Origin of the sequence: Pseudomonas sp. 24 E 13, assembly GCF_900004715.1 — a bacterium.
In the GTDB taxonomy this organism is placed as follows: Bacteria; Pseudomonadota; Gammaproteobacteria; order Pseudomonadales; family Pseudomonadaceae; genus Aquipseudomonas; species Aquipseudomonas orientalis_A.
The window spans coordinates 23,373-43,881 of record NZ_CVTO01000090.1 but is presented as its reverse complement, the minus strand read 5'-3'; the positions used below and the strand labels follow the sequence as shown (position 1 = coordinate 43,881).

The following is a 20,509-nucleotide window of genomic DNA, read 5'->3' as shown; positions in this document are numbered from 1 at the left end:
TGGCCAGCGCGGTGGTCGGCGTGGCCCCCGAGTTCATGGGCATCGGCCCGGCGCCGGCGATTCGTCTGCTGCTGCAACGCAGCGGGTTGAGTCTGGATGACATCGGCCGCTTCGAGATCAACGAAGCCCAGGCCGCCCAAGTGCTGGCGGTGGCCCATGAACTTGAGCTGGACAGCACCCGCCTCAACGTCCAGGGCGGCTCGCTGGCACTGGGGCATCCACTGGCTGCCACTGGCCTGCGCCTGGTCATGTCCCTGGCCCGACAACTGCGTCAGCACAACCTGCGCTACGGGATTGCCGCGGCGTGTGTGGGCGGCGGGCAGGGCATGGCGCTGCTGATCGAGAACCCTGCTTTTCGCGCATGAGTACGTGATTCTTTTTTAGTCGATGAGGCGTCCCGATGTGGAGCTATGAGGCGCCCCTGCGCGATATGCAATCGAGCGTGTGCAGATGCGTGCACCGTCAAGGCCCGAAGAGGTGGCCGCCCGGTTGGCGCCTTTGCTGACGCCCATCATCAAGGGTTTTTTCACCGAGCAGGGCTGGCGCAACACCTGGGTGCCATAGAGGGGGCGCGCGCCGCACTGGCGTTCGTCTGACGGGATCGGATGCTTGCGGTACTATGGCAGGTCACGTTTTCTGGAAGTTGCCTGGATGAGTAAGCCCGGTCAATTGGTGCTGGTTGCACTGCGCAAAATGATTGCCAGCGGGGAGTTGGTGGCGGGGGAGCGCCTGATGGAAATCCCTACGGCGCAACGCTTTGGTGTGTCGCGCATGCCGGTGCGCATGGCCTTTCGTACCCTTGAGCAGGAAGGGCTGCTGGTGCCGTTTGGCGGGCGCGGCTATCAGGTGCGGTCGGTCAGCCCCAGTGACATTGCCGGCGCCGTCGAAGTGCGCGGTGTGCTGGAAGGCCTGGCTGCGCGGCAAGCCGCCGAGCATGGTCTTTGCGACGCGGCGCGTGCGGCGCTGGAGCGCTGCCTGGTGGAAGGCGACCAACTGTTCGACAAAGGCTACGTGACCGAAGATGACCTTGAGGTTTACCACGACCTGAACATGCGCTTTCACCAGGTCATTGTGGAGGGCAGCCACAACCCGGCGATCACCGATGCGCTGGCACGCAATGATCACCTGCCCTTCGCATCGGTGACCGCGCTGGCGGTGGATCGTGAGGACATGGCCCGTGAATACCGGCGCTTCAACTATGCCCACATGCAGCATCACTCGGTGTTCGATGCCCTGGTCAATCGCCAGGGCGCGCGCGCCGAAGCCATCATGCGCGAACACGCCAATGCGACGTTGCGTTATGCCGAGATCTTCAGTTCAGCCACCGCCGACGCGCGCATGAAGGTGATTTTGCCCGCGTCGTGACACGGTTCAGATGTCGAGCACCAACAGTGGGGTTTTCGAGCGTGAGCAGCAGGGCGTGAACTGATCGTTCAGCGCCTGTTCCTGCTCGGTGAGGAACAGGTCGCGGTGCTCCGGGATGCCGTCCAGCACGCGGGTCAGGCAGGTGCCACAGATCCCTTGTTCGCAGGACACGGCAATCTCGATGCCCTGGCTTTCCAGGACCTGGACCACGGTCTTGTCGGCGGGGATCGTGAAGACCTGGCCGCTGCTGCCGAGCTTCACCGCAAAGCTCCCGTCGAGGCTGTTGTCCACTGGCGCCGCGGAGAAGTACTCGCGATGCAGGCAGTTCTCCTGCCAGCCTTGCGCCCGCGCGCTGTCGAGCACGTGTTGCATGAAACCACCGGGGCCGCAGACATACAGGTGCACATCGTCTGCGGGCGCAGCCAACACCTCGGCTGTCTTGAGCGCCGTGTGGGGCTGCTCATCGAAATGCAGGAACACGCGCTCGGCAAACGGTGACGCCTTGAGCCGCTGTACAAACGCCGCACGCTCACTGGCGCGGGCACAGTAATGCAGGTCGAAGTCGGCACCTGCATGGGCCAGGCGCTCGGCCATGCACAGGATTGGGGTGATGCCGATGCCGCCGGCGAACAGCAGGCTGCGTCGTGCTTCATGGGCCAGGGGGAATAGATTGCGTGGTTCGCTGATCGTCAGGTGGGCGCCCTCGTGTACCTGCTCGTGCAAGCTGCGCGAGCCGCCGCGAGAGGCCGGGTCGTTGAGTACGCCGATCAGATAGCGATGACGCTCCTCGGGGTGATTGCACAGCGAATACTGGCGCACCAGCCCGTCCGGCAGATGCACGTCAATGTGCGCGCCGGCACTGAAGGCGGGCAGCGGCTGGCCATCGACCCTGGCCAGTTCATAGCTGCAAATGTCTTGGGCTTCGTTATTACGGGATACCACCACCACATCGATCATGTTCGGTCCTCGCAGAGTTGTCGCGCCGGTCAGGCGGTGGTGGTCGTGATCAGCTGTGGTTCGAGGGTGCGTTCCTTGGCAATCAGTCGCTCCAGGATCTTGCGCGACTGCACGCCGCCGGCATCGATATTCAACTTGAGCAGGTTGCGTTGCGGGTGGGCCAGCAGGTTCTGCTGCTGACGTTCAAGCATCTCCAGGTCTTCGCTGAAAATCTTCCCCTGGCCTTCGCGAATGCTGGCGGTCAGCGCCTCATCGTGAGGGTTGAAGTTGCGCGCCATGCCCCAGAAATACCAGATCGACGTCTCGGTCTGCGGGGTGATGAAGTCGACCACGATGCTTGCCGCCTTGTGTTCGGGCGCTGCGTGATAGCCGCCCTTGCCGGCGTGGGCCACGCCCACCTCGATCAGCACATGGCTGGGCGGGGTGAAGCGACAGATCTGCCAGCGGTCCACCGGCACATCGTCGGCGAGGTTGTTGCCGCGCAGGGCCATGCGCCAGAACGGCGGAGCCATGATGTTTTCCATGTGTCGGGCGGTGATGACTTGGTCGCCTTCAACCGTGGTGACGGGAGGCGCTTCATCGATTTCCTTTTGGCCGATGCTGGAAGCGTGGACGTAGGTTTCGTGGGTCAGGTCCATCAGGTTGTCGATCATCAGGCGGTAATCGCACTGGATATCAAACAGCCCGCCGCCGTACGCCCACTGGTCACTCACTGCCCACTCCAGGTGATGAATCAGCGTTGGGTCGGCAAGCGCCTGATCGCCGGGCCATACCCAGATAAAACCGTAGCGTTCAACTGCGGCAAAGGTCTTGTTGCACGGAAAACCACGCACCCGCTGCCCGGGCATTTCAACGGTCTTGCCGTCGGCCCCCATGACCAGTCCGTGATAGCCGCACACCAGGTTGCCATTTTCGACATAACCCAGTGAAAGCGGTGCGCCGCGATGGGGGCAGAAGTCCTCGACGGCGACGACGCGGCCTTCCGGACCACGATAAAACACCATTTTTTCACCGCAGATCTGCCGACCCAAGGGTTTTTGGGCGATTTCATCGGGTGTGCAGGCAACGTACCAAGTGTTTTTGGGGTACATGGCAATTCTCTGGCTGATTAATTATTTTTGTTTAATGGATCCATTAAATTTCCAGAGCTGTTGTGAGTCAATGTATTAGTCTGTGGTTTTAAGGTTATTTTGGGCGATTATCGATCAGTGCGATTTTACTGGATCCATTGATTGGGAGGCGCCTGGTGCGCTCATGGCAAAAAGGCCTGCCAAAAATACTCTGTGTAGATCATCGGGCGTCACCGGGCCCTTCACCGGACATCCGCTACTTTTTTGCGCAAAAATTGAAAGTCACTGCGTCATTTGGTAGCAAATCTCTTTACCCGCTTTGCGCAATTTTCCCCACCCGAACGAAAGACTTCATTTAAATCAATGAGTAATGCTCTGTGGGAGGTGTTGGCACGCGTTATGCATTTGTATTTGTGGATAATTGGATACAAAAATACAAAGAGGCTGCCAATGCAATTTGCCCCCGCTTACGTTGACCGCCAGCCCCTCACTGCCGAGGAGGAGGCCTACAACTTCCTCCTCGACGCCATCTGCGGCGGTCGTTTCCGCAAAGGCGATCGCCTGATCGCCGAGGATATTGCCAGCGAGATCGGCATGAGCCGCATGCCGGTGCGTGAGGCATTTCGCCGCCTGGATGCCCAGGGCCTGGTGACGCTGCGGCCCAATCGCGGTGCCATTGTCAGCGGCCTGGATATCGCGGAGCTGCACGAGGTGTTCGAGATGCGTAGCGCACTTGAAGGCCTTGCAGTTCGCGTCGCGGTCAGCCGTATCGGTGAGCGCCAGATGGCGGCTCTGGAGCGCCTGCTGGACGAGATGGATGACTACCGAGACGAGAGCGCCGCGTGGGTCCGTTGCCACCGTGCCTTTCACGAATACCTGTGCGGGCTCAGCGGCCGGCCACGCTTGCTGAAGCAGATTTCGGCGTTGTATTCGCTGGTGGAAGCGCCCATGCGCTTGTGGCTGCAGCACAGCGAAAAACCCCTCAGCGCGCGCCAGGAACATGCGGTGATCCTCGACGCGATTCGCGCCGGTGACGCCGCCGGTGCCGAAGCTGTGGTACGCGAACACATCGAAAGCACCGTGCCGCTGCTGATTCAATTTCTGCAATCGAGAAAATAAGAGAGACGGGGTCCTGACCCGTCCGTGTTTTGACTTTAGTCCTGCCCCCTTTATCTAACGAAGTGGAGTGTCTGGTCATGCATAAACAACGCCGCGCCTTGCTGGTGGCTGTAACCCTGGGTCTCTGCACACAATGGGCGGTTGCCACGCCCCAAGTGCCGGAGCGTCTGCAAAAGATCAATAAACTCACCTACTGCTCGGGGATGGATTCACCCCCCCTGGTCTCTTTCGACGAAGCCCAGAAACCGCGCGGGCTCACGGTTGACCTGGGGCTTGAGATCGCCAAACGGCTGGGCGACAAGCAGGTGCAGTGGCGGGTGATTCCGTTCTCCGGCTTGCTACCGGCGCTGCTTGCCCAGCAGTGCGACATGATCGTCGACCAGTTGTTCGACAAACCCGAGCGCCGCCAGGTGATCGACATCGTCAACTACATGTATTCCAGCCAGGCGGTGGTGGTGCCCAAGGGCAACCCCAAAGGCATCAAGACCCTGGATGACCTGTCCACGCACAAGGTGGCGGTGCTCAACGGCTCTACCATCAAGACCCTGCTCGACACCCAGAACGAAAGCCTCGCCAAGGCCGGCAAGCCACCGATGAAACTGGTGGTCTACAACACCGACACCGATGCGTTCCAGGCGCTGCGCATCAGCCAGGTCGACGCCTACGGCACCACCGTGGAAACCGCCGGTTACTACGCGGCGATGGCCCCGGAGCTGTTCCAGGAAGGGGTGCCTGCATTCAGCCGCATCCTCACCGGCCTGGGCATGCGCAAAGACGACCCGCAACTGACCGCCGCCGTGCAGCAGATCATCAGCGACATGCGCAGCGATGGCAGCTATGTGCAATTGCTCAACAAATGGCATGTCAGCAGCGACACACTGGACTGAGGTTCTACCACGATGAATTTCAATTGGGATGTGTTCTGGCAATACCTGCTGCAACCCAGTGGGGTCTACCTCACCGGGCTGTGGCTGACGTGCCTGATCAGCGTGCTGGCGATGCTGCTCGGCTGTGCGCTGGGCCTGGCGGCGGCGCTGTTGCGCCTGTCGAAGAACCCGCTGCTGCACTTGCCGGTACGCCTTTACGTGTGGCTGATGCGCGGCACGCCGTTGCTGGTACAGATCGTGTTTTTGTACACGGCGCTGGCGGCGGGCGGGATCTTCCGCTTCGAGGACATCGATCTGTTCGGGCTGATCATCCCCGGCAATATCCAGGCGGCGATCATTGCTCTGGGCCTGAATGAAGGCGCTTACATGGCCGAGATCATCCGCGCCGGGATCGGCGCGGTGGACAAGGGCCAGTACGAAGCCGGGCGTTCCCTGGGCATGGGGTTCGGCAAATTGATGCGGCGCATCGTGTTGCCCCAGGCGTTTCGGGTGATCGTGCCGCCGTTGGGCAATGAGTTCAATGTGATGCTCAAGAACACCACGCTGGTGAGTGTGATCGGGGTGCAGGAGCTGTTGCTCAGCACGCAGATGGTGACCTCGGCGACGTTTCGCGTATTCGAGTTGTACCTGGTCGTCGCGATTTACTTCCTGACCTTGACCACGCTGTGGGGCTTTTTCCAACGCTGGCTTGAACACCGTTTCGGCCAGTCCGATCGACCTTCGGCGCCACCTCCGGCCGCCAGCCGCATGTTCGGTCGCAGCACCCTGAAACTGCTGAGGGGACGTTAACCATGGCGCACCAAAGTGAAGAGCTGATCATTGACGCACAGGATATCCAGAAGTCGTTCGGCGAGTTGCAGATCCTCAAGGGCATCTCCCTGCAGGTGCGGCGCGGCGAAGTAGTGGTGCTGATCGGCGCCTCCGGCTCCGGCAAGACCACCTTTATCCGCTGCATCAACCTGCTGGAAGACATCCAGGGCGGGCGCATTCGCGTCAACGGCCGCGCCATGGGCTATCGCGAACGCGCCGATGGCAGCCTGGTGCGTGATTCGGAGCGCAACATCGCCCGTCAGCGCCGCGACATCGGCATGGTGTTCCAGCGCTTCAACCTGTTCCCGCACATGACTGCATTGGAAAACATCATCGAAGCACCGATCCAGGTGCTCGGCGTACCGCGTGCCCAGGCGCTGGAACAGGCCCGGGGCTTGCTGGCGCGGGTCGGCCTGGCGGACAAGGCCAGCCACTATCCGTCGATGCTCTCCGGTGGTCAGCAGCAACGAGTGGCGATTGCCCGTGCGCTGGCGATGAAACCCCAGGCGATGCTGTTCGACGAACCCACCAGTGCCCTCGACCCGGAAACCGTCGGCGAAGTGCTGCAGGTGATGAAGGAGCTGGCCGAGGAGGGCATGACCATGGTGGTGGTCACCCACGAAATGGGCTTTGCCCGTGAAGTGGCCGACCGCGTGGTGGTACTCGATCAGGGCGAATTGATCGAGCAAGGGCCGCCGGAGCAGATTTTCAGCCACCCCAGCCATCCGCGGACCCGGGCGTTTCTCAGTCGCGTGTTATGACCTTTTTTTGAAGAGCCTTTGCCATGTTGAAATTTTCCGCTCACGAATACCCCTATGCGTCGCAACGCCAAAGCGTGTTTGCCCGTCGCGGCATGGTCGCGGCATCCCAGCCGCTGGCAGCCCAGGCCGGTATCGAGATCATGCAAAAAGGCGGCAACGCCATTGATGCCGCCATCGCCACGGCGGCGGCGCTCACCGTCGTCGAACCCACTGGCTGCGGCATTGGCGGCGATGCGTTTGCCCTGGTCTGGTGCAAGGGGCAGTTGCATGGCCTGAACGGCAATGGCCACGCACCGGCCGCCTTGAGCATCGAGGCAGTCAAGGCGGCCGGGCATGCGCAGATGCCGCTGTATGGCTGGACGCCGGTCACTGTGCCGGGCTGCCCATCGGCCTGGGCCGAACTGTCGCAACGCTTCGGCAAATTGCCGTTTGCCGATTTGCTGCAGCCGGCCATCAGCCTGGCACGCGACGGTTTCCCGTTGTCGCCGGTGGTTGCCCATCAATGGCAGATATCCTTGAACGAATTCAGCCCGCATCGCGACGAAGTGCTGCAAGCCTGGTTCGACACCTTTCTCATTGAAGGACGCGCGCCCCAGGCGGGCGAGATTTTCCGCAACCCGGCCCAGGCTCGTACCCTGGAAGAACTCGCCGCCACCCGCTGCGAAAGCCTTTATCGCGGTGCCTTGGCCGAGCGCCTGGATGCACATTCGCGGGCCAGCGGTGGTTATCTGCGCGCCAGCGACCTCGAGGATTACCGCGCGCAGTGGGTGGAGCCGATCCGCATCAATTACCGCGGCGTGGATGTCTGGGAAATCCCGCCCAGCGGCCAGGGCCTGGTCGCATTGATGGCGCTGAAGATCCTCGAAGGCTTCAGCTTCGATCACCGCGACAGCCAGCAAACCTGGCACCGCCAGCTGGAAGCCATGAAGCTCGCCTACAGCGATGGCCTGCACTACATCACCGACCCGGCGCACATGCGAGTGGCGGTGGCCGACCTGCTCAGCGACGACTACAGCACCCGCCGCCGTGGCGAGATCGGCGAGCAGGCCCAGCCACCCAAGCCCGGCGACCCTCACGCCAGCGGCACGGTGTACCTGGCCACCGCGGATGCCGAAGGCAATATGGTCTCGTTCATCCAGAGCAACTACCACGGCTTCGGCTCCGGCGTGGTGCTGCCCGACAGCGGCATCGCCCTGCAGAATCGCGGGCAGGAATTCAGCCTCGATGAGGGGCATGCCAACTGCCTGGCGCCGGGCAAGAAAACCTTCCACACCATCATCCCGGGTTTCCTCAGCAAGGACGGTAAGGCCCTTGGACCGTTCGGCGTAATGGGCGGCTACATGCAGCCCCAGGGCCATGTGCAGATGGTGATGAATCTGGTGGACTTCGGCCTCAACCCCCAGGCGGCATTGGACGCGCCACGCTGGCAATGGCTGGGCGACATGAAGGTCGGCATCGAACATGGAGCTTCGCGCGACCTGGTCAATGCGCTGGCGCGGCGCGGGCACAAGGTACAGACCGACAGCGACCTGACCGACTACGGGCGTGGGCAGATCATCCTGCGTGACCCGGTCACCGGCGTGTTGTGCGGGGGCACTGAGCCACGGGCGGATTCGCATATCGCGGTCTGGTGAGCGGCTACACAAGCGCTGAGCCAGACGGATAGTACCGATGGGGTTGATGAGTTGTTCGATCTTCGCTGCGGCGGGTTGGTGCTCGTTGGAGCAAGGATTGAACCTCACAACTCAGGCCTCTGTTCCATCTGCTATCTGATTCTCGACATCCTTATTACCTCGCTGGTAAATACCATGGAATTGTCAATTTCTCTGATATCAGTCGTCTTTTTTCAATCAGATAAAAGCGCCTAAATTCCACCTCCACAACGTCGGCATGTCCATGCAAGGGAGCCCGGAGGGTGGAAATTGCTTGGTCGAGAACAAGACTCTTTGAGTCTGGATGAACCCTATACGTTCTTAAACTCTATCTTGGCAGGAGGTTCCATGGCCCCTCGAACTGTACTGATCACTGGCGCAGCCGGTGGTGTTGGTCGCGCGCTGGTTGAGCGTTTTTTAAATGAAGACTTCAAGGTTTTCGCAACAGATCTGGATGCGAAAAAGCTCGCAGATTTACAGGTTGAATATCAGGTGTCAGGCATTTTTTGCGGTGATATCCGCCAACCCGCTGTGTGTGCTGCAGCCGTTAATGCAGCCGTTATGGCGATGGGCCGACTGGATGTATTGATCAACGCTGCGGGAGTATGGCGCGAAGGTCCGGTTGAAGCGTTTACCGAAGAGGATTTCGACCTCGTTCTGGACGTAAACCTAAAGGCAACGTTCTTCATGTGTTCAGCCGCTATTCCCCATCTGAAATTATCAGAGGGTTCGATCCTGAATATTTCAAGCGATGCCGGCCGGCAAGGCAATCGAAACGCCGCAGCTTATTGCGCAAGCAAGGGCGGCGTGACCCTGCTGACAAAAACCCTGGCATTGGACCTGGCACCCTTTGGCGTGCGCTGCAACGCTATTTCCCCAGGTGATATCGAAACCCCAATGCTCAAATTTCAAGCCACTCAATATGGGCAGGGAGACCCTCAGGCCTACTATCAGGATCTGTTGGACAAGTACCCCCAAGGTGCCCGAGCCCGATTTATCCAGCCGGAAGAGGTTGCCGAGCTGGCGTTTTTCTTGTCCCAACCCGGTGCGCGATCCATCACTGGCGCGGACATGGCGATTGATTGCGGCGTCTCCGCTGGAAACTGACAGTGGCCCATTGATGCCGATGGGAGCGATACCCAAGGGGGCGCTATGACAGTGGCCGATAACCGTCGTCTCCAGGCTGCGCTTTGATGGGCGGGGTAGCACAGGCATCTAGAAGGCATTGGTGAGGAGGCCATCGCACTTGGCGATGGCTGCGTGATGGATGGCGAAAGTCACTCTTGTGAGCCAACCGTCGGGCCGCATCTGGACCCCGCCGCCAGCTTCAATGTGCACTTTTACTCATCAAATACGACGAGGTTCGCCCTCCGCAATTTCGCGTATCAGGCTCAGGTAACGAAGCGCGCCCAGTCCCAGGGGCCGGTTTTTTACCCAGATGATATCGACCCATAGCCGCATCTGACTCGGCATGTAGTCAAACACCACCTCCGTCAATGCGCCTGACGTGATGAGAGGGTGTACCAGCGATTTTGGAAGATAAGCCCAACCCAGTCCTTGCTGCACCAGGTCCAGCGTGGCCAGATAATTGTCGCTGTGCCAAATCCGCCGCGACAGCACAACACGTGGGTCAGAGTCTGCAGGTCCTCCGGTCGCGACGATGATCTGCCGAACATTGACCAGTTGCTCCTCACTCAAGGGGCTTTTTTTGCCAGCGGCCGCAGGGTGATCCGGAGCAGCAACCGCGACTAACAACTGGCTCCCTGCCTCAAGAAATGTCTCGCGCTCATCAAGCCCTGGCCGTTCGAACCCAAGCGCCAATTGCACACGCCCTTCATGGAGCATGCGCATCGCTTCCGGATGGGATGCGGAGCGAATCTCGATTTCCAGCGTGGGAAACTCCCTGGCGATAGTGGACAGCGGACGATTCCAGATGCCTGTTTGCAACTCCGGCGCCATCGCAAGGACCAAGCGCTCTTCCAACCCCTGATGAAGCTGCAGCGCATGGGCGTCCAGCAGGTTCAGTTGGCTGGCGACCTGTCGTGCCTGGGGCTCGAGTGCCTTGGCGGCTGGCGTAGGAATGGCTTTGCGGGTTGATCGGTCAAAAAGCAACAAATCCAGCTCGGCTTCAAGCTGCGACACCGCCATGTTGATGGCGGAGGGGACCCGGCCTAATTTTCGCGCCGCCGCCGAAAAGGATCCGCTGTCGATGACCGAGAGGAAAATTTTAAGTGACTCACTGGTAAACGCCATAGGTGTTGTCAAATTTTCTGATGATGATCGTCTTTATGTATCAGATTTATTCGCCTAGTTTCTACTCTCTTTCAAATTAAATACGTGGGCACACCATGTTGGATACGCAATTTAGAGGGCATGTTGCACTCGTCAGCGGTGCCGGAAGTGAAGCCGGGATCGGAATGGCCATCGCTCGCAGGCTAGGTGCATCCGGAGTGAAGTTGATCATCACTGCGAGCAGCGCTCGTATTCTGGATCGGGTCAAAGAGCTGCGCGCTGAAGGGTTCGACGTTGAAGGCCGACCCGCTGACCTCACTGATGAAAGTCAGGTGCGTGAATTCGGCCTATGGGCAGAGTCAGTCTGGGGGCGGGTCGATATTCTGGTGAATAATGCCGGTATGGCCATGCAAGGAAGCCCTGAGGTTTTCTCGGAATTGGCAACAATGGAACTGCATGAGTGGAATCTTTCACTGGCCAGAAATTTAACTACAGCTTTTCTTCTGACCCGCGCTGTTTTGCCTGGCATGAAGGCGAGAGGTTATGGGCGCATTGTCAATATCAGTTCCACCACGGGCACCCGGTGCGGCAATCCTGGTGAAGCCGCTTATAGCGCCGCCAAGGCCGCGATGGTGGGTATGAACATGGGGCTCGCACTTGAAGTCGCCAAACAGGGAATTACCGTAAACAGCGTGGCTCCGGGATGGATCACCACCGGCTCCACCACGCCAGCCGAAACAGAGGCGGGGCGTTTCACCCCGATTGGGCGCTCGGGCAACCCCCGCGAAGTGGCGGCGGCTGTTGCATTTCTGGCGTCGCCTGACGCCAGTTACATCACCGGTGAAGTCCTGGTGGTGGATGGCGGGAATTGTCTGGTCGAGAACAAATCCCCTCACGCCTGACGTCAAGAACGGGGCTATCACTGCGCGCTGTAAAAGCGCGATGTTTTCGAAGAATGAGTAAGTTCGCCGAGCCGTATTAATGCACCGTCATGCGCCGACAAGCATGAACGCGGTGTTGGACAGTTCCTCTCTGAGCGGCACGGATTTTTAACTGATTTTTTGTAATTAACATAGGGTGTTGATCATGTCGAAAAGTGGAATTAGTGAATCAGCGATTGCTGCTTTTACCGCCTCCGAGCGTGCTCGTTTTATAGAAAACAACCCAACGTCAATAGGGCTTGCCAAACGCGCCAAGGCGAATCTGTTCAACGGTGTGCCCATGCACTGGATGAGCGATTGGTCGATGCCTTCGCCACTCTTCGTCCAGCGTGCCAAAGGGGCGCGCTTCACCGATGTTGACGGTCATGAGTACATAGATTTTTGCCTGGGCGACACCGGCACGATGTTTGGTCATTCACCTGATCCTGTTGCTCGCGCAATAGCCGAGCAGGCCAATAATGGCTTGACCACGATGCTGCCTGGCGAAGACGCGGTGGTCTGCGGCGAGTTGCTGGCTGAGCGATTCGGGCTGCCTTACTGGCAGGTGACCGCCACTGCGACGGACGCCAATCGTTATGTGTTGCGCTGGGCGCGCGCGATTACCAAACGCAACGTCTTGCTGGTGTTCGACGGCTGCTATCACGGTACCGTGGATGACGTCATGGTGCGCTGCCGCGACGGTAAAACAGTGCCCCGTGCAGGTCTTGTGGGCCAGGCCTACGACTTGACTCAATACAGTCGATCCATCCCCTTCAACGATGTGGACGCACTGGAAGCTGCTTTAGCCCAGGGCGATGTGTGCGCGCTGATGTGCGAGCCGGCGATGACGAACATAGGCATGGTCCTGCCCGATCCGGGTTTCATGCAGAAGTGCCGAGAGTTGACCCTCAAATACGGCAGCCTGTTGGTCATTGATGAGACCCACACTATTTCCACAGGCCTGGGTGGATGCACCCGCCAATGGGATTTGAAACCCGACTTTTTCGTGGTGGGTAAACCCATCGCGGGAGGCATACCTTGCGCGGTGTTTGGCGTAACCGAGCAGGTTGCCCTGGCCATGCTCGATGTGCAGAAAACGGTCAGTGAAGAGAGTCACGGGCATGGCCACAGCGGTATGGGAACCACGCTGTCGGCCAACTCGCTGGCGATGCGTTGCATGCGCGTCAGCCTCGAAGAGGTCATGACAGAGTCCGCCTACCAACATATGTTGCCTCTTGCCTCGGGATTGGCTCAGGGACTTCGGTACTTGTTCAAGCAGCACCAGTTGAATTGGTCCGTCACAGAGTTGGGGGCTCGCTGTGAGTTTCAATTCTGTGCTACCTCGCCCAGAACCGGTGCGCAAGCCGAGGCGGCTTTTCATGACAGCCTTCAAATGGCGCTGCACCTGTACTTGATCAATCGCGGCATCCTGATCACGCCTTTTCACAACATGACCTTGTGCTGTCCGCAAACAAGCCATGCGGATGTCGACAGGCTGATCGGTGAGTTGGATAGCGCACTGACCACGCTGCTTGCGCTGACTGGTGCCAGGGTCATCCCTTCATGACTGGACGTCTGAAGCCCATCTTTTTCAAATACTGCCAAGTCGCTTGAATGAGCGCTAAGAGGTTTGACATGCAATTTGCTGATAAAAAAGAGGCCGTAGATTATCTGGCCGCTCACCCTGAAGTGCTGAGCATCGAGTTGTTTCTTATTGATGCCAATGGTGTTCCACGGGGCAAACTCTTGCATCGCGACGAGCTACTGGCGATCTACGAAAATGGTCGGCCGCTGCCAAGTTCCATTCTCGCCTTGACCGTGCAGGGTGAGGACGTAGACGAGACTGGCCTGGTCTGGGATGTCGCTGACGCTGATTGCTGGACCTATCCCTTGCCGGGGAGCCTGACCCTGCAACCCTGGCGCACCCAACCCACCGGTCAAGTGCAAGTGAGCATGCACCCGACCCAGGGGCTTCCCGCCGCGCCCGCCGACCCGCGCCATGTGCTGGTGAACACCATCGAGCGGCTCAAAGCCGATGGATTCCATCCGGTCATGGCCGTTGAGTTGGAGTTTTACCTGCTGGACCAGAAGCGTGACGTCAATGGACGACCGCAGCCTGCGACGCAAACCAATGGCGTACGCCCTGTTGCTCCGCAGGTTTACGGCGTCTATGAACTGGAGCAGGTTCAACCGTTTCTTGATGATCTCTACGCAGCGTGCGCGCTACAGGGTTTGCCTGTGCGTACGGCGATCTCCGAGTACGCGCCGGGCCAGCTCGAGTTGACGCTGGAACATCGTTTCGACGCACTCCAGGCCATTGATGAAGGCGTACGTTACAAACGCCTGGTCAAAGGGGTGGCCAACAAACACGGGCTGCAAGCGTGCTTCATGGCCAAGCCATTCAGCGATCAGGCCGGTAGCGGTATGCATTTGCACGTCAGCCTGGCCGACGAGCAGGGTAACAACCTGTATGCGAGCGAAGACCCCCAGGGTACGCCGCTATTGCGTCACTCCATCGGCGGGATGATGGCGACCTTGTTTGACTCGCTGGCGATATTTTGCCCCCATGCCAACTCATATCGCAGGTTCCAGACCGGCAGTTACGCGCCGCTGGCCAAAAGTTGGGGCGTTAACAATCGCACTGTGTCATTCCGCGTGCCCGGCGGCCCTGCAATCAGTCGCCACATCGAACACCGCATTTGCGGTGCCGATGCCAACCCCTATCTCGCCGCCGCCGCAGTACTTGCGGGAATTCACTACGGCATCACTCATGAAAGCGATCCGGGCGCGGCGATTGTGGGCAATGGCTATGAACAGGCGACCGATTTTCTACCCACAGACTGGCTGACAGCGTTGCAGGCACTGGAACGTTCAACCTGGGCACGCGAGGCGCTGGGCGCTGAATTCCTCAAGGTATTCCTGGCGATCAAGTGGCGCGAGTTCCGTGCATTCAATGCGGAAGTCGGGGAACAGGACTGGCGCTGGTACCTCACTCACGCATAAATGGTAGCCCGTGAACGCGTCTTAAAATGGATTGCTGGAGACTAGCTGACAACTAAGATCCCTACAGCACATCCTGCGCATTTGGCAGTGACTCATCATTATGAGCCGCAGGTCGTATGCCCGCGGCTCGGATCTAATCACGCATACGAACGGGGTGAGAAAAGTCTCAAATTGATCTTGCATGCTAGCATTCAAAGGTGCAGTATTTGGGCATAACAACAAATTGAAGATGCCCCTAATGAAAACGTATACCCACGTTCCATTGGCTTGTGCAGTAACCATCCCCAAGGCGCGAATGCGCCCCCCAGATCAGCAGCCCTAGTGCTCTGGGCTTGTCTCCGAACGACTCTTATCAGTTCCGTACCAACCTACAGCTCCTTCTGTGGCTAGCAGGAGTACATGTGTGTGCTCACCTAATAAGGATAAAATCATGGGCAAAATGCAAGCAGCTCGACTTCACAATGTCGGCCCGACCTTTGTGATCGACGAAATCGACATTCCTGCTATTGGGCCAACGGACGTGTTGCTGCACGTTAAAGCCTGCAACGTTGTCCCTAACCTGCGTAACGTTATCGAGCGTTATCCTGAGTGGTTCCCCTATCTTCCCCTGCCTAAATTGCCAGCCATCTATGGCTTAGATGCCTCCGGGGTAGTCAAGGCAGTAGGTAGCCAAGTGCATTCGGTTAAGCCGGGCGATCGTGTATACGTCAACCCAGGCCGAAGCTGCGGGTCTTGCCACGCGTGCTTGCGAGGTCAGCACCTTAACTGCACCGCATTCACCTTCCAAGGATATTTTGGCTTCGGTGCTGGCTCGCAACGAGTGTTTGAAGATTACCCTTATGGTGGCTTCTGCGAGTTCATGACGGCGCCTGTCAACGGGCTCGTGAAGCTCCCGGAATCCATCAGTTTCGAACAAGGCTGTCGTTTCGGTTATCTCGGCACTGCCTACTCTGCATTGCGCAAAGCGAATGTAGGTTCTGGGCAGACAGTATTGATCAATGGCGCTTCGGGAACGTTGGGGGTTGGAGCTGTGATGCTCGCGCTCGCTATGGGAGCAACGAAAGTGCTCGGCATGGCCCGTAACCGCGAACTGCTCGAAAGAGTCCGCCAGTTGGATCCGTCTCGCGTGCACGTACTTTCTCTCGGAGAACGGCCTGTTGATGAATGGGTTCGCGAGCATACCCAAGGCCTGGGCGCCGACGTTTTCATCGATGCAGTCGGCCCCGGAGCTCCCCATCAAATCACCGTCGACGGGATCAAATCGCTTCGTAGGGGAGGGCGTATGGTCGACATTGGGGGCATGTCTGAAGACTTGCCCGTGCCAATGTTCCAGCTGATGTGCTACCAGATCAGCATCATCGGTTCGCTATGGTTCACGGTTGCAGAAGGTCAGGACATGGCGGAGATGGCGGCTGCCGGTACGCTCGATTTGACAAAATTTGATCAAGAGGTTTTCCCGCTATCTGAAGTGAATGACGCTCTGGACGCCTTGGAAAACCGTAAAGGTGGTTTCACGAACGTTGTTGTAACGCCAGGCCATTAATCGAACTGGCGCGGCATCGAGCTGCGCCAGTCTTATTTCAGAGGTGATCTATGACAATTAGGCGTTTAGTGGTAGGAACGGTCGATGGCCGTTCGGTTGTTCTGAATGATGGACCGGTACCACGTTCTCACGACTACGAACATGTACCTGGTTTTTCTACCGCCTTGGTTTGGGGTACGACAACATCAGAGCAACTCTCTAGTGGTAGAGATGAAACAATCTCGGTGAGCAGTTCGTTTGTTCCTGGGCCTGGGGAAACGAGACTTGAAATCGTCACCTTTCCTCCGGACTCGATTTTTGCTCATCCGGATTTCAGTCATCAGGCTGCTTTTGCCGAGCAACAAAAGCATCTGACAGGGATGGTGGATCATTTTGATCCCGAACGACCAGGAATGCACTCGACCCCGACAGTTGATTATGGCGTCGTGCTTGAAGGTACCATTTGGCTTGAGCTCGACGATGGCGTCACAGTGAAGCTAGAAAAGCATAACGTCATCATTCAACAAGGGAATATTCACGCCTGGAGAAACCAAGGTGATGTTCCTGCTACGTTAGCGTTTGTCTTGGTAGGTACCAATAAGCAATAAATACTCCTGTTTAGAAATCCGAACAATCCACATCCAATAACAAAAAAGTGAGATTGATTATGAAAGCGTATGCATTTTTGTGCGTATCTGTGGCTGCTACCTGCGCAGCGAATTTAGCCATAGCAACGGAACGGGGTGATACAACCTGGCCGTTGGGTGTGCAAACCGTTGTACCCGCTTTGATGCCGAGCCCAGGAGAAACCGAGTTCTATAGTTATACTGTTTATTATCATGCTGGAAATTACAAAGATAACTCCGGGCACTCCAGCGTTCCAGGGTTCAATTTGGAAAATTATATTCAGGCGATACGTCTCGTTCATACCTGGGATTATCAAACTGAATCAGGTGTTCGATTCACAAGCGGAATTATTGGTACTGGGGGACACGTAAATATAAAGGCCGGAGGAGCGTCCGATTCTAAAACGGGGATGCGGCAGACCTATATCAGTCCTTTGAACGTGCTTTACTCTCCGGCCCCTAATCTTCATCTGCTCGCCGGCGTCAGTGTCTTTAAACCCTTGGGAGGCTATGATAAGAATGATTTGGCCAACACTACGCCAAATTACACAACTTATATTTCAGAGTTTGCGCTGACTTGGTTCCCGCATCCGGACTGGGAAGTTTCTCTGGCGCCCACTTATTCATTCAATGAGCGAAACAAGGATACAGACTACCGCTCCGGCAACGTGTTTAATGTCGACTACTTATTGGGGTACCGCTTTCCCTCTATGCCAAAACTTCAGTTTGGTTTGGCTGGGTACTATACTAAGCAGATGTCGGATGATAATGTCAGCGGCGACAACTTACCTGGGGGCAATCGGCTGAGAAAGGTGGGTGTGGGCCCTCAGCTGTTTTACTCATTCAACCAGAACACCGGTGTGGTGCTCAAATGGCTGCATGAGACCAATGTGAAAAATGGTCCTCAGGGTGACTCGGTCTGGCTTGAAGCTGCGTTTCCACTATAAGCACGTGGCTGCTACGGCTCAAACCGTGGCAGCCATCTCCTCGCTGTGCAGGCGCTGCATTGCCTCGATAACATGCCTTGATACGCTGTCAATGTGCGCCATCGCCGCCTTTTTACACTGTTTGTCGTTGCGGGTGCTCAGCGCTGCGATTATCTCGTCATGTTCGCCGGTTACGTCAGGCAGGTGCGCCTGAAAGCCACAACTTTGAACGATGAAAAAGTCTGACAGTTCGAAATTGGCCATCTGCCGTGTCGACACGATAGGTGACCGTGCCATCGCATGGAGAAGCCGGTGGAAGTCAACGTTCAGGTTTCTATAGCTCTCCGAGGCGTCACTGTGGGCTGGGTTGATCCGTGCGATTTGCTCATTCAACTCTTGAAGCCTTGCGACCTCCAGAGGCGTTCCGCGCTCTGCTGCAAGGCTTGCGATCAGGCCTTCGGTATTGGCGAACATTCGATAGAAATCAGCAACCTCATCTGGGCTCGGTTGCACCACTTGGCAGCCAACCTGTGCAATGATTTGAACAAATCCCCGCTCTTGCAGGCTGTTCAGTGCGGTCATTATTGGCTGCCGACTGACTCCCGTCGATTCGCCAATTTCCTTCACGAAAATTTTCTCGCCGAAGCGATAGCGGCGGGTTAGCAAGCGCTGCAAGATTTCTTGATAGATCGCGAATTTTTTGTTTGGCGTATGCATAGGTCTTCGGTAGGTGAGGTGCAATCGAGGGGAGTGCGCATTCGTCCACTTTAGTGCGCAAAGGCTTGATCTACAAGGGATGCAGATCCAGGACGGCTTTCGTGGCGAGCAACGGTCGCGTAACTGAACGTAAATCAGTTGACAACAACCACTTGCATGCTAGCATGCCAAATAAGAAATATAAAAGCAGATGAACTGCCACGCGGAGTATTCAGGTATGAGCAATGCCTTGCGACTGCCCCATATAGCTGCCCAAGCTACGGCTCGATCGCAGCCCATCCTCGAGCGCGAGGCTTACTTAAGCTTGCTTATTCAAATCCCACTTCCCCCAAGAAATCCCCGCACGTCAAGTTAATTGCGCGCCAATTTTTATATATGATGTGTATGCACAAAAGCAGGCCTTTTTTGGCAGAGTTTCGTTCGACTTAATAAAAATAAGGAAAGTCCAATGGGTATTCGTTCTGGTAAAGAGTTCATAGCTGGCCTTAAAGAAAATCGTCGCGACGTGTGGGTAAATGGGGTCCAAGTTAGTGATGTTACGACCCACCCTGCATTCAGCGGCGCAGTCAAGCAATTAGCCGAGCTTTACGACACGCAGCATAATCCCGAGCTTCAAGATAAAGTGACTTATGTTGTCCCCTCCACCGGACAACGTGCGGGGATGGCGTTTCATCCTGCGCAAAACGTCGAGGATCTGACTAAGCGTCGTGAAGCATACAAAGTGTGGGCTGAAACCAATTTTGGGCTAATGGGCCGCTCTCCTGATTTTATGAACGTAACTCTCTTGGCGTTCTGGGAGGCACGCGATACTTTCGCCGAGGGTGGGCAGCAGTACGCTGACAACGTCGAGCGTTACTACGAATATATCCGTGACAATGATCTGTTCTTAAGTCATGCACTGATTACGCCGCAAAATGATCGTTCTAAGCAGTCTTCGCAAATGGGCAACATGCACCTTCGGGTTGTACGCGAAAGTGCTGAAGGCATCTACGTAAGCGGAGCCCGGATGATTGCCACGCTGGGGCCGGTGTCAGACGAAATGGTTATGTACAACCTGCCATCCTTCAAAGCAGGTGACGAAGATCATGCGTTGGTATTTGCGGTGCCGACCCACATTGAAGGCCTTCGACAAATCTGTCGCGACCCTTACTATGTTGAAGGGCGCACGAGCTTCGATCACCCGCTTTCAACGCGTTTTGAAGAAAACGATTCTCTGCTGGTATTCAACAATGTGTTTGTGCCTTGGGGGCGTGTTTTCTGCTACCGAAATGTTGAGCTCTCTAACCGTCTCTACGCCACTACCGGCGTGCGTAATCACACGGCACATCAAACCAATACCCGTGCATTGGTTAAGATGCAGTTTTCCGTCGGGCTTGCGATGGCCGTAGCGCGCTCCATCAAAGCTGACCAATTCCTTCACGTTCAACAAATGTTGGGCGAATGCCTTGGTTATATTGAGCAGGTCAAGAGTGCGTTGGTGCGTGCAGAGGTTGAGGCCCAGCGGACGTCTCGTGGAACACTCCAGCCTAATCTCGCACCACTACAGGCCATTCGAACCATGCTGCCTACTGCCTATCCGCGGGTGATTGAGGTGCTGCAAACGATCGGTGCAGGTGGCTTCATGCTGATGCCGAGCGCTGCGGACTTCCAGGCGTCGGAAATTGCAGATGATCTGCATGCTTACTACCAGGGCGCTGATGGAATGCCATCTCTGGAGCGCGTGAAGCTGTTTAAATTGGCTTGGGATCTTGCAGGGGAGGCGTTTGGTCAGAGGCTTGTGCAGTATGAGCGTTATTACGCTGGGGACCCGGTACGAAACCTTGCAATGAACTATTTGAGCTCCAAGGATCCGAATCCTATTCGTCTGGTGAACCAAGCGTTGCAGTTGGCAGGCAATCCAGAGCCCGTCTCGTACCTGTAATGACACTGTAAACGGGCGCAA

The 20,509-nt window shown here is 57.2% G+C and carries 18 protein-coding genes and 1 pseudogene; 15 read left to right on the top strand and 4 right to left on the bottom strand.

Going from position 1 to position 20,509, the window contains the following annotated elements; all coding sequences use genetic code 11:
* Both BFP90_RS05905 and BFP90_RS05900 read left to right on the top strand, forming a co-directional pair.
* Positions 1 to 365 (top strand): annotated as a pseudogene (locus tag BFP90_RS05905) (acetyl-CoA C-acyltransferase); the annotation flags it as partial.
* 286 nt (positions 366 to 651) lie between these two features.
* Positions 652 to 1,365 (top strand): GntR family transcriptional regulator, encoded by a 714-nt coding sequence (locus BFP90_RS05900; RefSeq protein ID WP_065896225.1) that lies wholly within the window; start codon positions 652 to 654, stop codon positions 1,363 to 1,365.
* Between the two features lie 6 nt (positions 1,366 to 1,371).
* Here the strand turns inward: BFP90_RS05900 and BFP90_RS05895 are convergent, their stop codons facing one another.
* Together BFP90_RS05895 and BFP90_RS05890 are read right to left on the bottom strand one after the other, a co-directional pair.
* Positions 1,372 to 2,322 carry a PDR/VanB family oxidoreductase gene (locus tag BFP90_RS05895; RefSeq protein ID WP_065896224.1) on the bottom strand — a complete coding sequence of 317 codons (951 nt, stop codon included), beginning with the start codon at positions 2,320 to 2,322 and terminating at the stop codon, positions 1,372 to 1,374.
* 29 nt (positions 2,323 to 2,351) lie between these two features.
* Positions 2,352 to 3,413 (bottom strand): aromatic ring-hydroxylating oxygenase subunit alpha, encoded by a 1,062-nt coding sequence (locus tag BFP90_RS05890; RefSeq protein ID WP_065896223.1) that lies wholly within the window; start codon positions 3,411 to 3,413, stop codon positions 2,352 to 2,354.
* A gap of 429 nt (positions 3,414 to 3,842) precedes the next feature.
* Here BFP90_RS05890 and BFP90_RS05885 point away from each other — a divergent pair, with 429 nt between their 5' ends.
* The 6 genes from BFP90_RS05885 to BFP90_RS05860 all read left to right on the top strand — a co-directional run bounded on the left by BFP90_RS05885 (position 3,843) and on the right by BFP90_RS05860 (position 9,728).
* Complete coding sequence (locus tag BFP90_RS05885) at positions 3,843 to 4,511, top strand: GntR family transcriptional regulator (RefSeq protein ID WP_065896222.1); 669 nt, start codon at positions 3,843 to 3,845, stop codon at positions 4,509 to 4,511.
* A gap of 77 nt (positions 4,512 to 4,588) precedes the next feature.
* Complete coding sequence (locus BFP90_RS05880) at positions 4,589 to 5,398, top strand: ABC transporter substrate-binding protein (protein ID WP_065896221.1); 810 nt, start codon at positions 4,589 to 4,591, stop codon at positions 5,396 to 5,398.
* Between the two features lie 12 nt (positions 5,399 to 5,410).
* Entirely contained in the window at positions 5,411 to 6,187 is a 777-nt protein-coding gene (locus BFP90_RS05875) for an amino acid ABC transporter permease (protein WP_065896220.1), read from the top strand.
* A 2-nt stretch (positions 6,188 to 6,189) separates the two neighbouring features.
* A complete protein-coding gene (locus tag BFP90_RS05870) occupies positions 6,190 to 6,969 on the top strand; it encodes an amino acid ABC transporter ATP-binding protein (RefSeq protein WP_053256191.1) in 780 nt (259 codons plus the stop codon).
* A gap of 23 nt (positions 6,970 to 6,992) precedes the next feature.
* A complete protein-coding gene (locus BFP90_RS05865; protein ID WP_065892884.1) occupies positions 6,993 to 8,603 on the top strand; it encodes a gamma-glutamyltransferase family protein in 1,611 nt (536 codons plus the stop codon).
* A gap of 366 nt (positions 8,604 to 8,969) precedes the next feature.
* A complete protein-coding gene (locus BFP90_RS05860) occupies positions 8,970 to 9,728 on the top strand; it encodes an SDR family NAD(P)-dependent oxidoreductase (RefSeq protein ID WP_065896219.1) in 759 nt (252 codons plus the stop codon).
* A gap of 240 nt (positions 9,729 to 9,968) precedes the next feature.
* Here BFP90_RS05860 and BFP90_RS05855 read toward each other — a convergent pair whose 3' ends face one another.
* Entirely contained in the window at positions 9,969 to 10,874 is a 906-nt protein-coding gene (locus BFP90_RS05855) for a LysR family transcriptional regulator (RefSeq protein ID WP_065896218.1), read from the bottom strand.
* A gap of 95 nt (positions 10,875 to 10,969) precedes the next feature.
* On the opposite strand from BFP90_RS05855, the gene BFP90_RS05850 reads away from it, so the two are divergent.
* From BFP90_RS05850 to BFP90_RS05825, 6 genes are all read left to right on the top strand, one after another.
* A complete protein-coding gene (locus BFP90_RS05850) occupies positions 10,970 to 11,755 on the top strand; it encodes an SDR family NAD(P)-dependent oxidoreductase (RefSeq protein ID WP_065892881.1) in 786 nt (261 codons plus the stop codon).
* A 184-nt stretch (positions 11,756 to 11,939) separates the two neighbouring features.
* Positions 11,940 to 13,340, top strand: a complete 1,401-nt coding sequence (locus tag BFP90_RS05845; protein WP_065896217.1) for an aspartate aminotransferase family protein — start codon at positions 11,940 to 11,942, stop codon at positions 13,338 to 13,340.
* A gap of 68 nt (positions 13,341 to 13,408) precedes the next feature.
* Entirely contained in the window at positions 13,409 to 14,776 is a 1,368-nt protein-coding gene (locus tag BFP90_RS05840) for a glutamine synthetase family protein (protein WP_065896216.1), read from the top strand.
* A gap of 430 nt (positions 14,777 to 15,206) precedes the next feature.
* A complete protein-coding gene (locus tag BFP90_RS05835) occupies positions 15,207 to 16,319 on the top strand; it encodes an alcohol dehydrogenase catalytic domain-containing protein (RefSeq protein ID WP_176718020.1) in 1,113 nt (370 codons plus the stop codon).
* A gap of 50 nt (positions 16,320 to 16,369) precedes the next feature.
* Complete coding sequence (locus BFP90_RS29050; RefSeq protein ID WP_065896215.1) at positions 16,370 to 16,906, top strand: cupin domain-containing protein; 537 nt, start codon at positions 16,370 to 16,372, stop codon at positions 16,904 to 16,906.
* A 59-nt stretch (positions 16,907 to 16,965) separates the two neighbouring features.
* Positions 16,966 to 17,871: a SphA family protein gene (locus BFP90_RS05825; protein WP_176718019.1), complete on the top strand. Its 906-nt coding sequence runs from the start codon at positions 16,966 to 16,968 to the stop codon at positions 17,869 to 17,871.
* Positions 17,872 to 17,889: 18 nt separating this feature from the next.
* Here BFP90_RS05825 and BFP90_RS05820 read toward each other — a convergent pair whose 3' ends face one another.
* Complete coding sequence (locus BFP90_RS05820; RefSeq protein ID WP_065896214.1) at positions 17,890 to 18,567, bottom strand: GntR family transcriptional regulator; 678 nt, start codon at positions 18,565 to 18,567, stop codon at positions 17,890 to 17,892.
* Positions 18,568 to 19,015: 448 nt separating this feature from the next.
* Here BFP90_RS05820 and BFP90_RS05815 point away from each other — a divergent pair, with 448 nt between their 5' ends.
* Positions 19,016 to 20,488: a 4-hydroxyphenylacetate 3-hydroxylase family protein gene (locus BFP90_RS05815; RefSeq protein ID WP_065896213.1), complete on the top strand. Its 1,473-nt coding sequence runs from the start codon at positions 19,016 to 19,018 to the stop codon at positions 20,486 to 20,488.
* Positions 20,489 to 20,509 lie beyond the last annotated feature (21 nt).

Excerpts from the sequence above, each read along its gene's own strand:
- BFP90_RS05845 (WP_065896217.1), top strand. The coding sequence starts at position 11,940 with ATGTCGAAAAGTGGAATTAGTGAATCAGCGATTGCTGCTTTTACCGCC.
- BFP90_RS05860 (WP_065896219.1), top strand. The coding sequence starts at position 8,970 with ATGGCCCCTCGAACTGTACTGATCACTGGCGCAGCCGGTGGTGTTGGT.
- BFP90_RS05840 (WP_065896216.1), top strand. The coding sequence starts at position 13,409 with ATGCAATTTGCTGATAAAAAAGAGGCCGTAGATTATCTGGCCGCTCAC.
- BFP90_RS05865 (WP_065892884.1), top strand. The coding sequence starts at position 6,993 with ATGTTGAAATTTTCCGCTCACGAATACCCCTATGCGTCGCAACGCCAA.
- BFP90_RS05895 (WP_065896224.1), bottom strand. The coding sequence starts at position 2,322 with ATGATCGATGTGGTGGTGGTATCCCGTAATAACGAAGCCCAAGACATT.
- BFP90_RS05900 (WP_065896225.1), top strand. The coding sequence starts at position 652 with ATGAGTAAGCCCGGTCAATTGGTGCTGGTTGCACTGCGCAAAATGATT.
- BFP90_RS05835 (WP_176718020.1), top strand. The coding sequence starts at position 15,207 with ATGGGCAAAATGCAAGCAGCTCGACTTCACAATGTCGGCCCGACCTTT.
- BFP90_RS29050 (WP_065896215.1), top strand. The coding sequence starts at position 16,370 with ATGACAATTAGGCGTTTAGTGGTAGGAACGGTCGATGGCCGTTCGGTT.
- BFP90_RS05820 (WP_065896214.1), bottom strand. The coding sequence starts at position 18,567 with ATGCATACGCCAAACAAAAAATTCGCGATCTATCAAGAAATCTTGCAG.
- BFP90_RS05880 (WP_065896221.1), top strand. The coding sequence starts at position 4,589 with ATGCATAAACAACGCCGCGCCTTGCTGGTGGCTGTAACCCTGGGTCTC.
- BFP90_RS05850 (WP_065892881.1), top strand. The coding sequence starts at position 10,970 with ATGTTGGATACGCAATTTAGAGGGCATGTTGCACTCGTCAGCGGTGCC.
- BFP90_RS05875 (WP_065896220.1), top strand. The coding sequence starts at position 5,411 with ATGAATTTCAATTGGGATGTGTTCTGGCAATACCTGCTGCAACCCAGT.
- BFP90_RS05890 (WP_065896223.1), bottom strand. The coding sequence starts at position 3,413 with ATGTACCCCAAAAACACTTGGTACGTTGCCTGCACACCCGATGAAATC.
- BFP90_RS05815 (WP_065896213.1), top strand. The coding sequence starts at position 19,016 with ATGGGTATTCGTTCTGGTAAAGAGTTCATAGCTGGCCTTAAAGAAAAT.
- BFP90_RS05870 (WP_053256191.1), top strand. The coding sequence starts at position 6,190 with ATGGCGCACCAAAGTGAAGAGCTGATCATTGACGCACAGGATATCCAG.
- BFP90_RS05885 (WP_065896222.1), top strand. The coding sequence starts at position 3,843 with ATGCAATTTGCCCCCGCTTACGTTGACCGCCAGCCCCTCACTGCCGAG.
- BFP90_RS05825 (WP_176718019.1), top strand. The coding sequence starts at position 16,966 with ATGAAAGCGTATGCATTTTTGTGCGTATCTGTGGCTGCTACCTGCGCA.
- BFP90_RS05855 (WP_065896218.1), bottom strand. The coding sequence starts at position 10,874 with ATGGCGTTTACCAGTGAGTCACTTAAAATTTTCCTCTCGGTCATCGAC.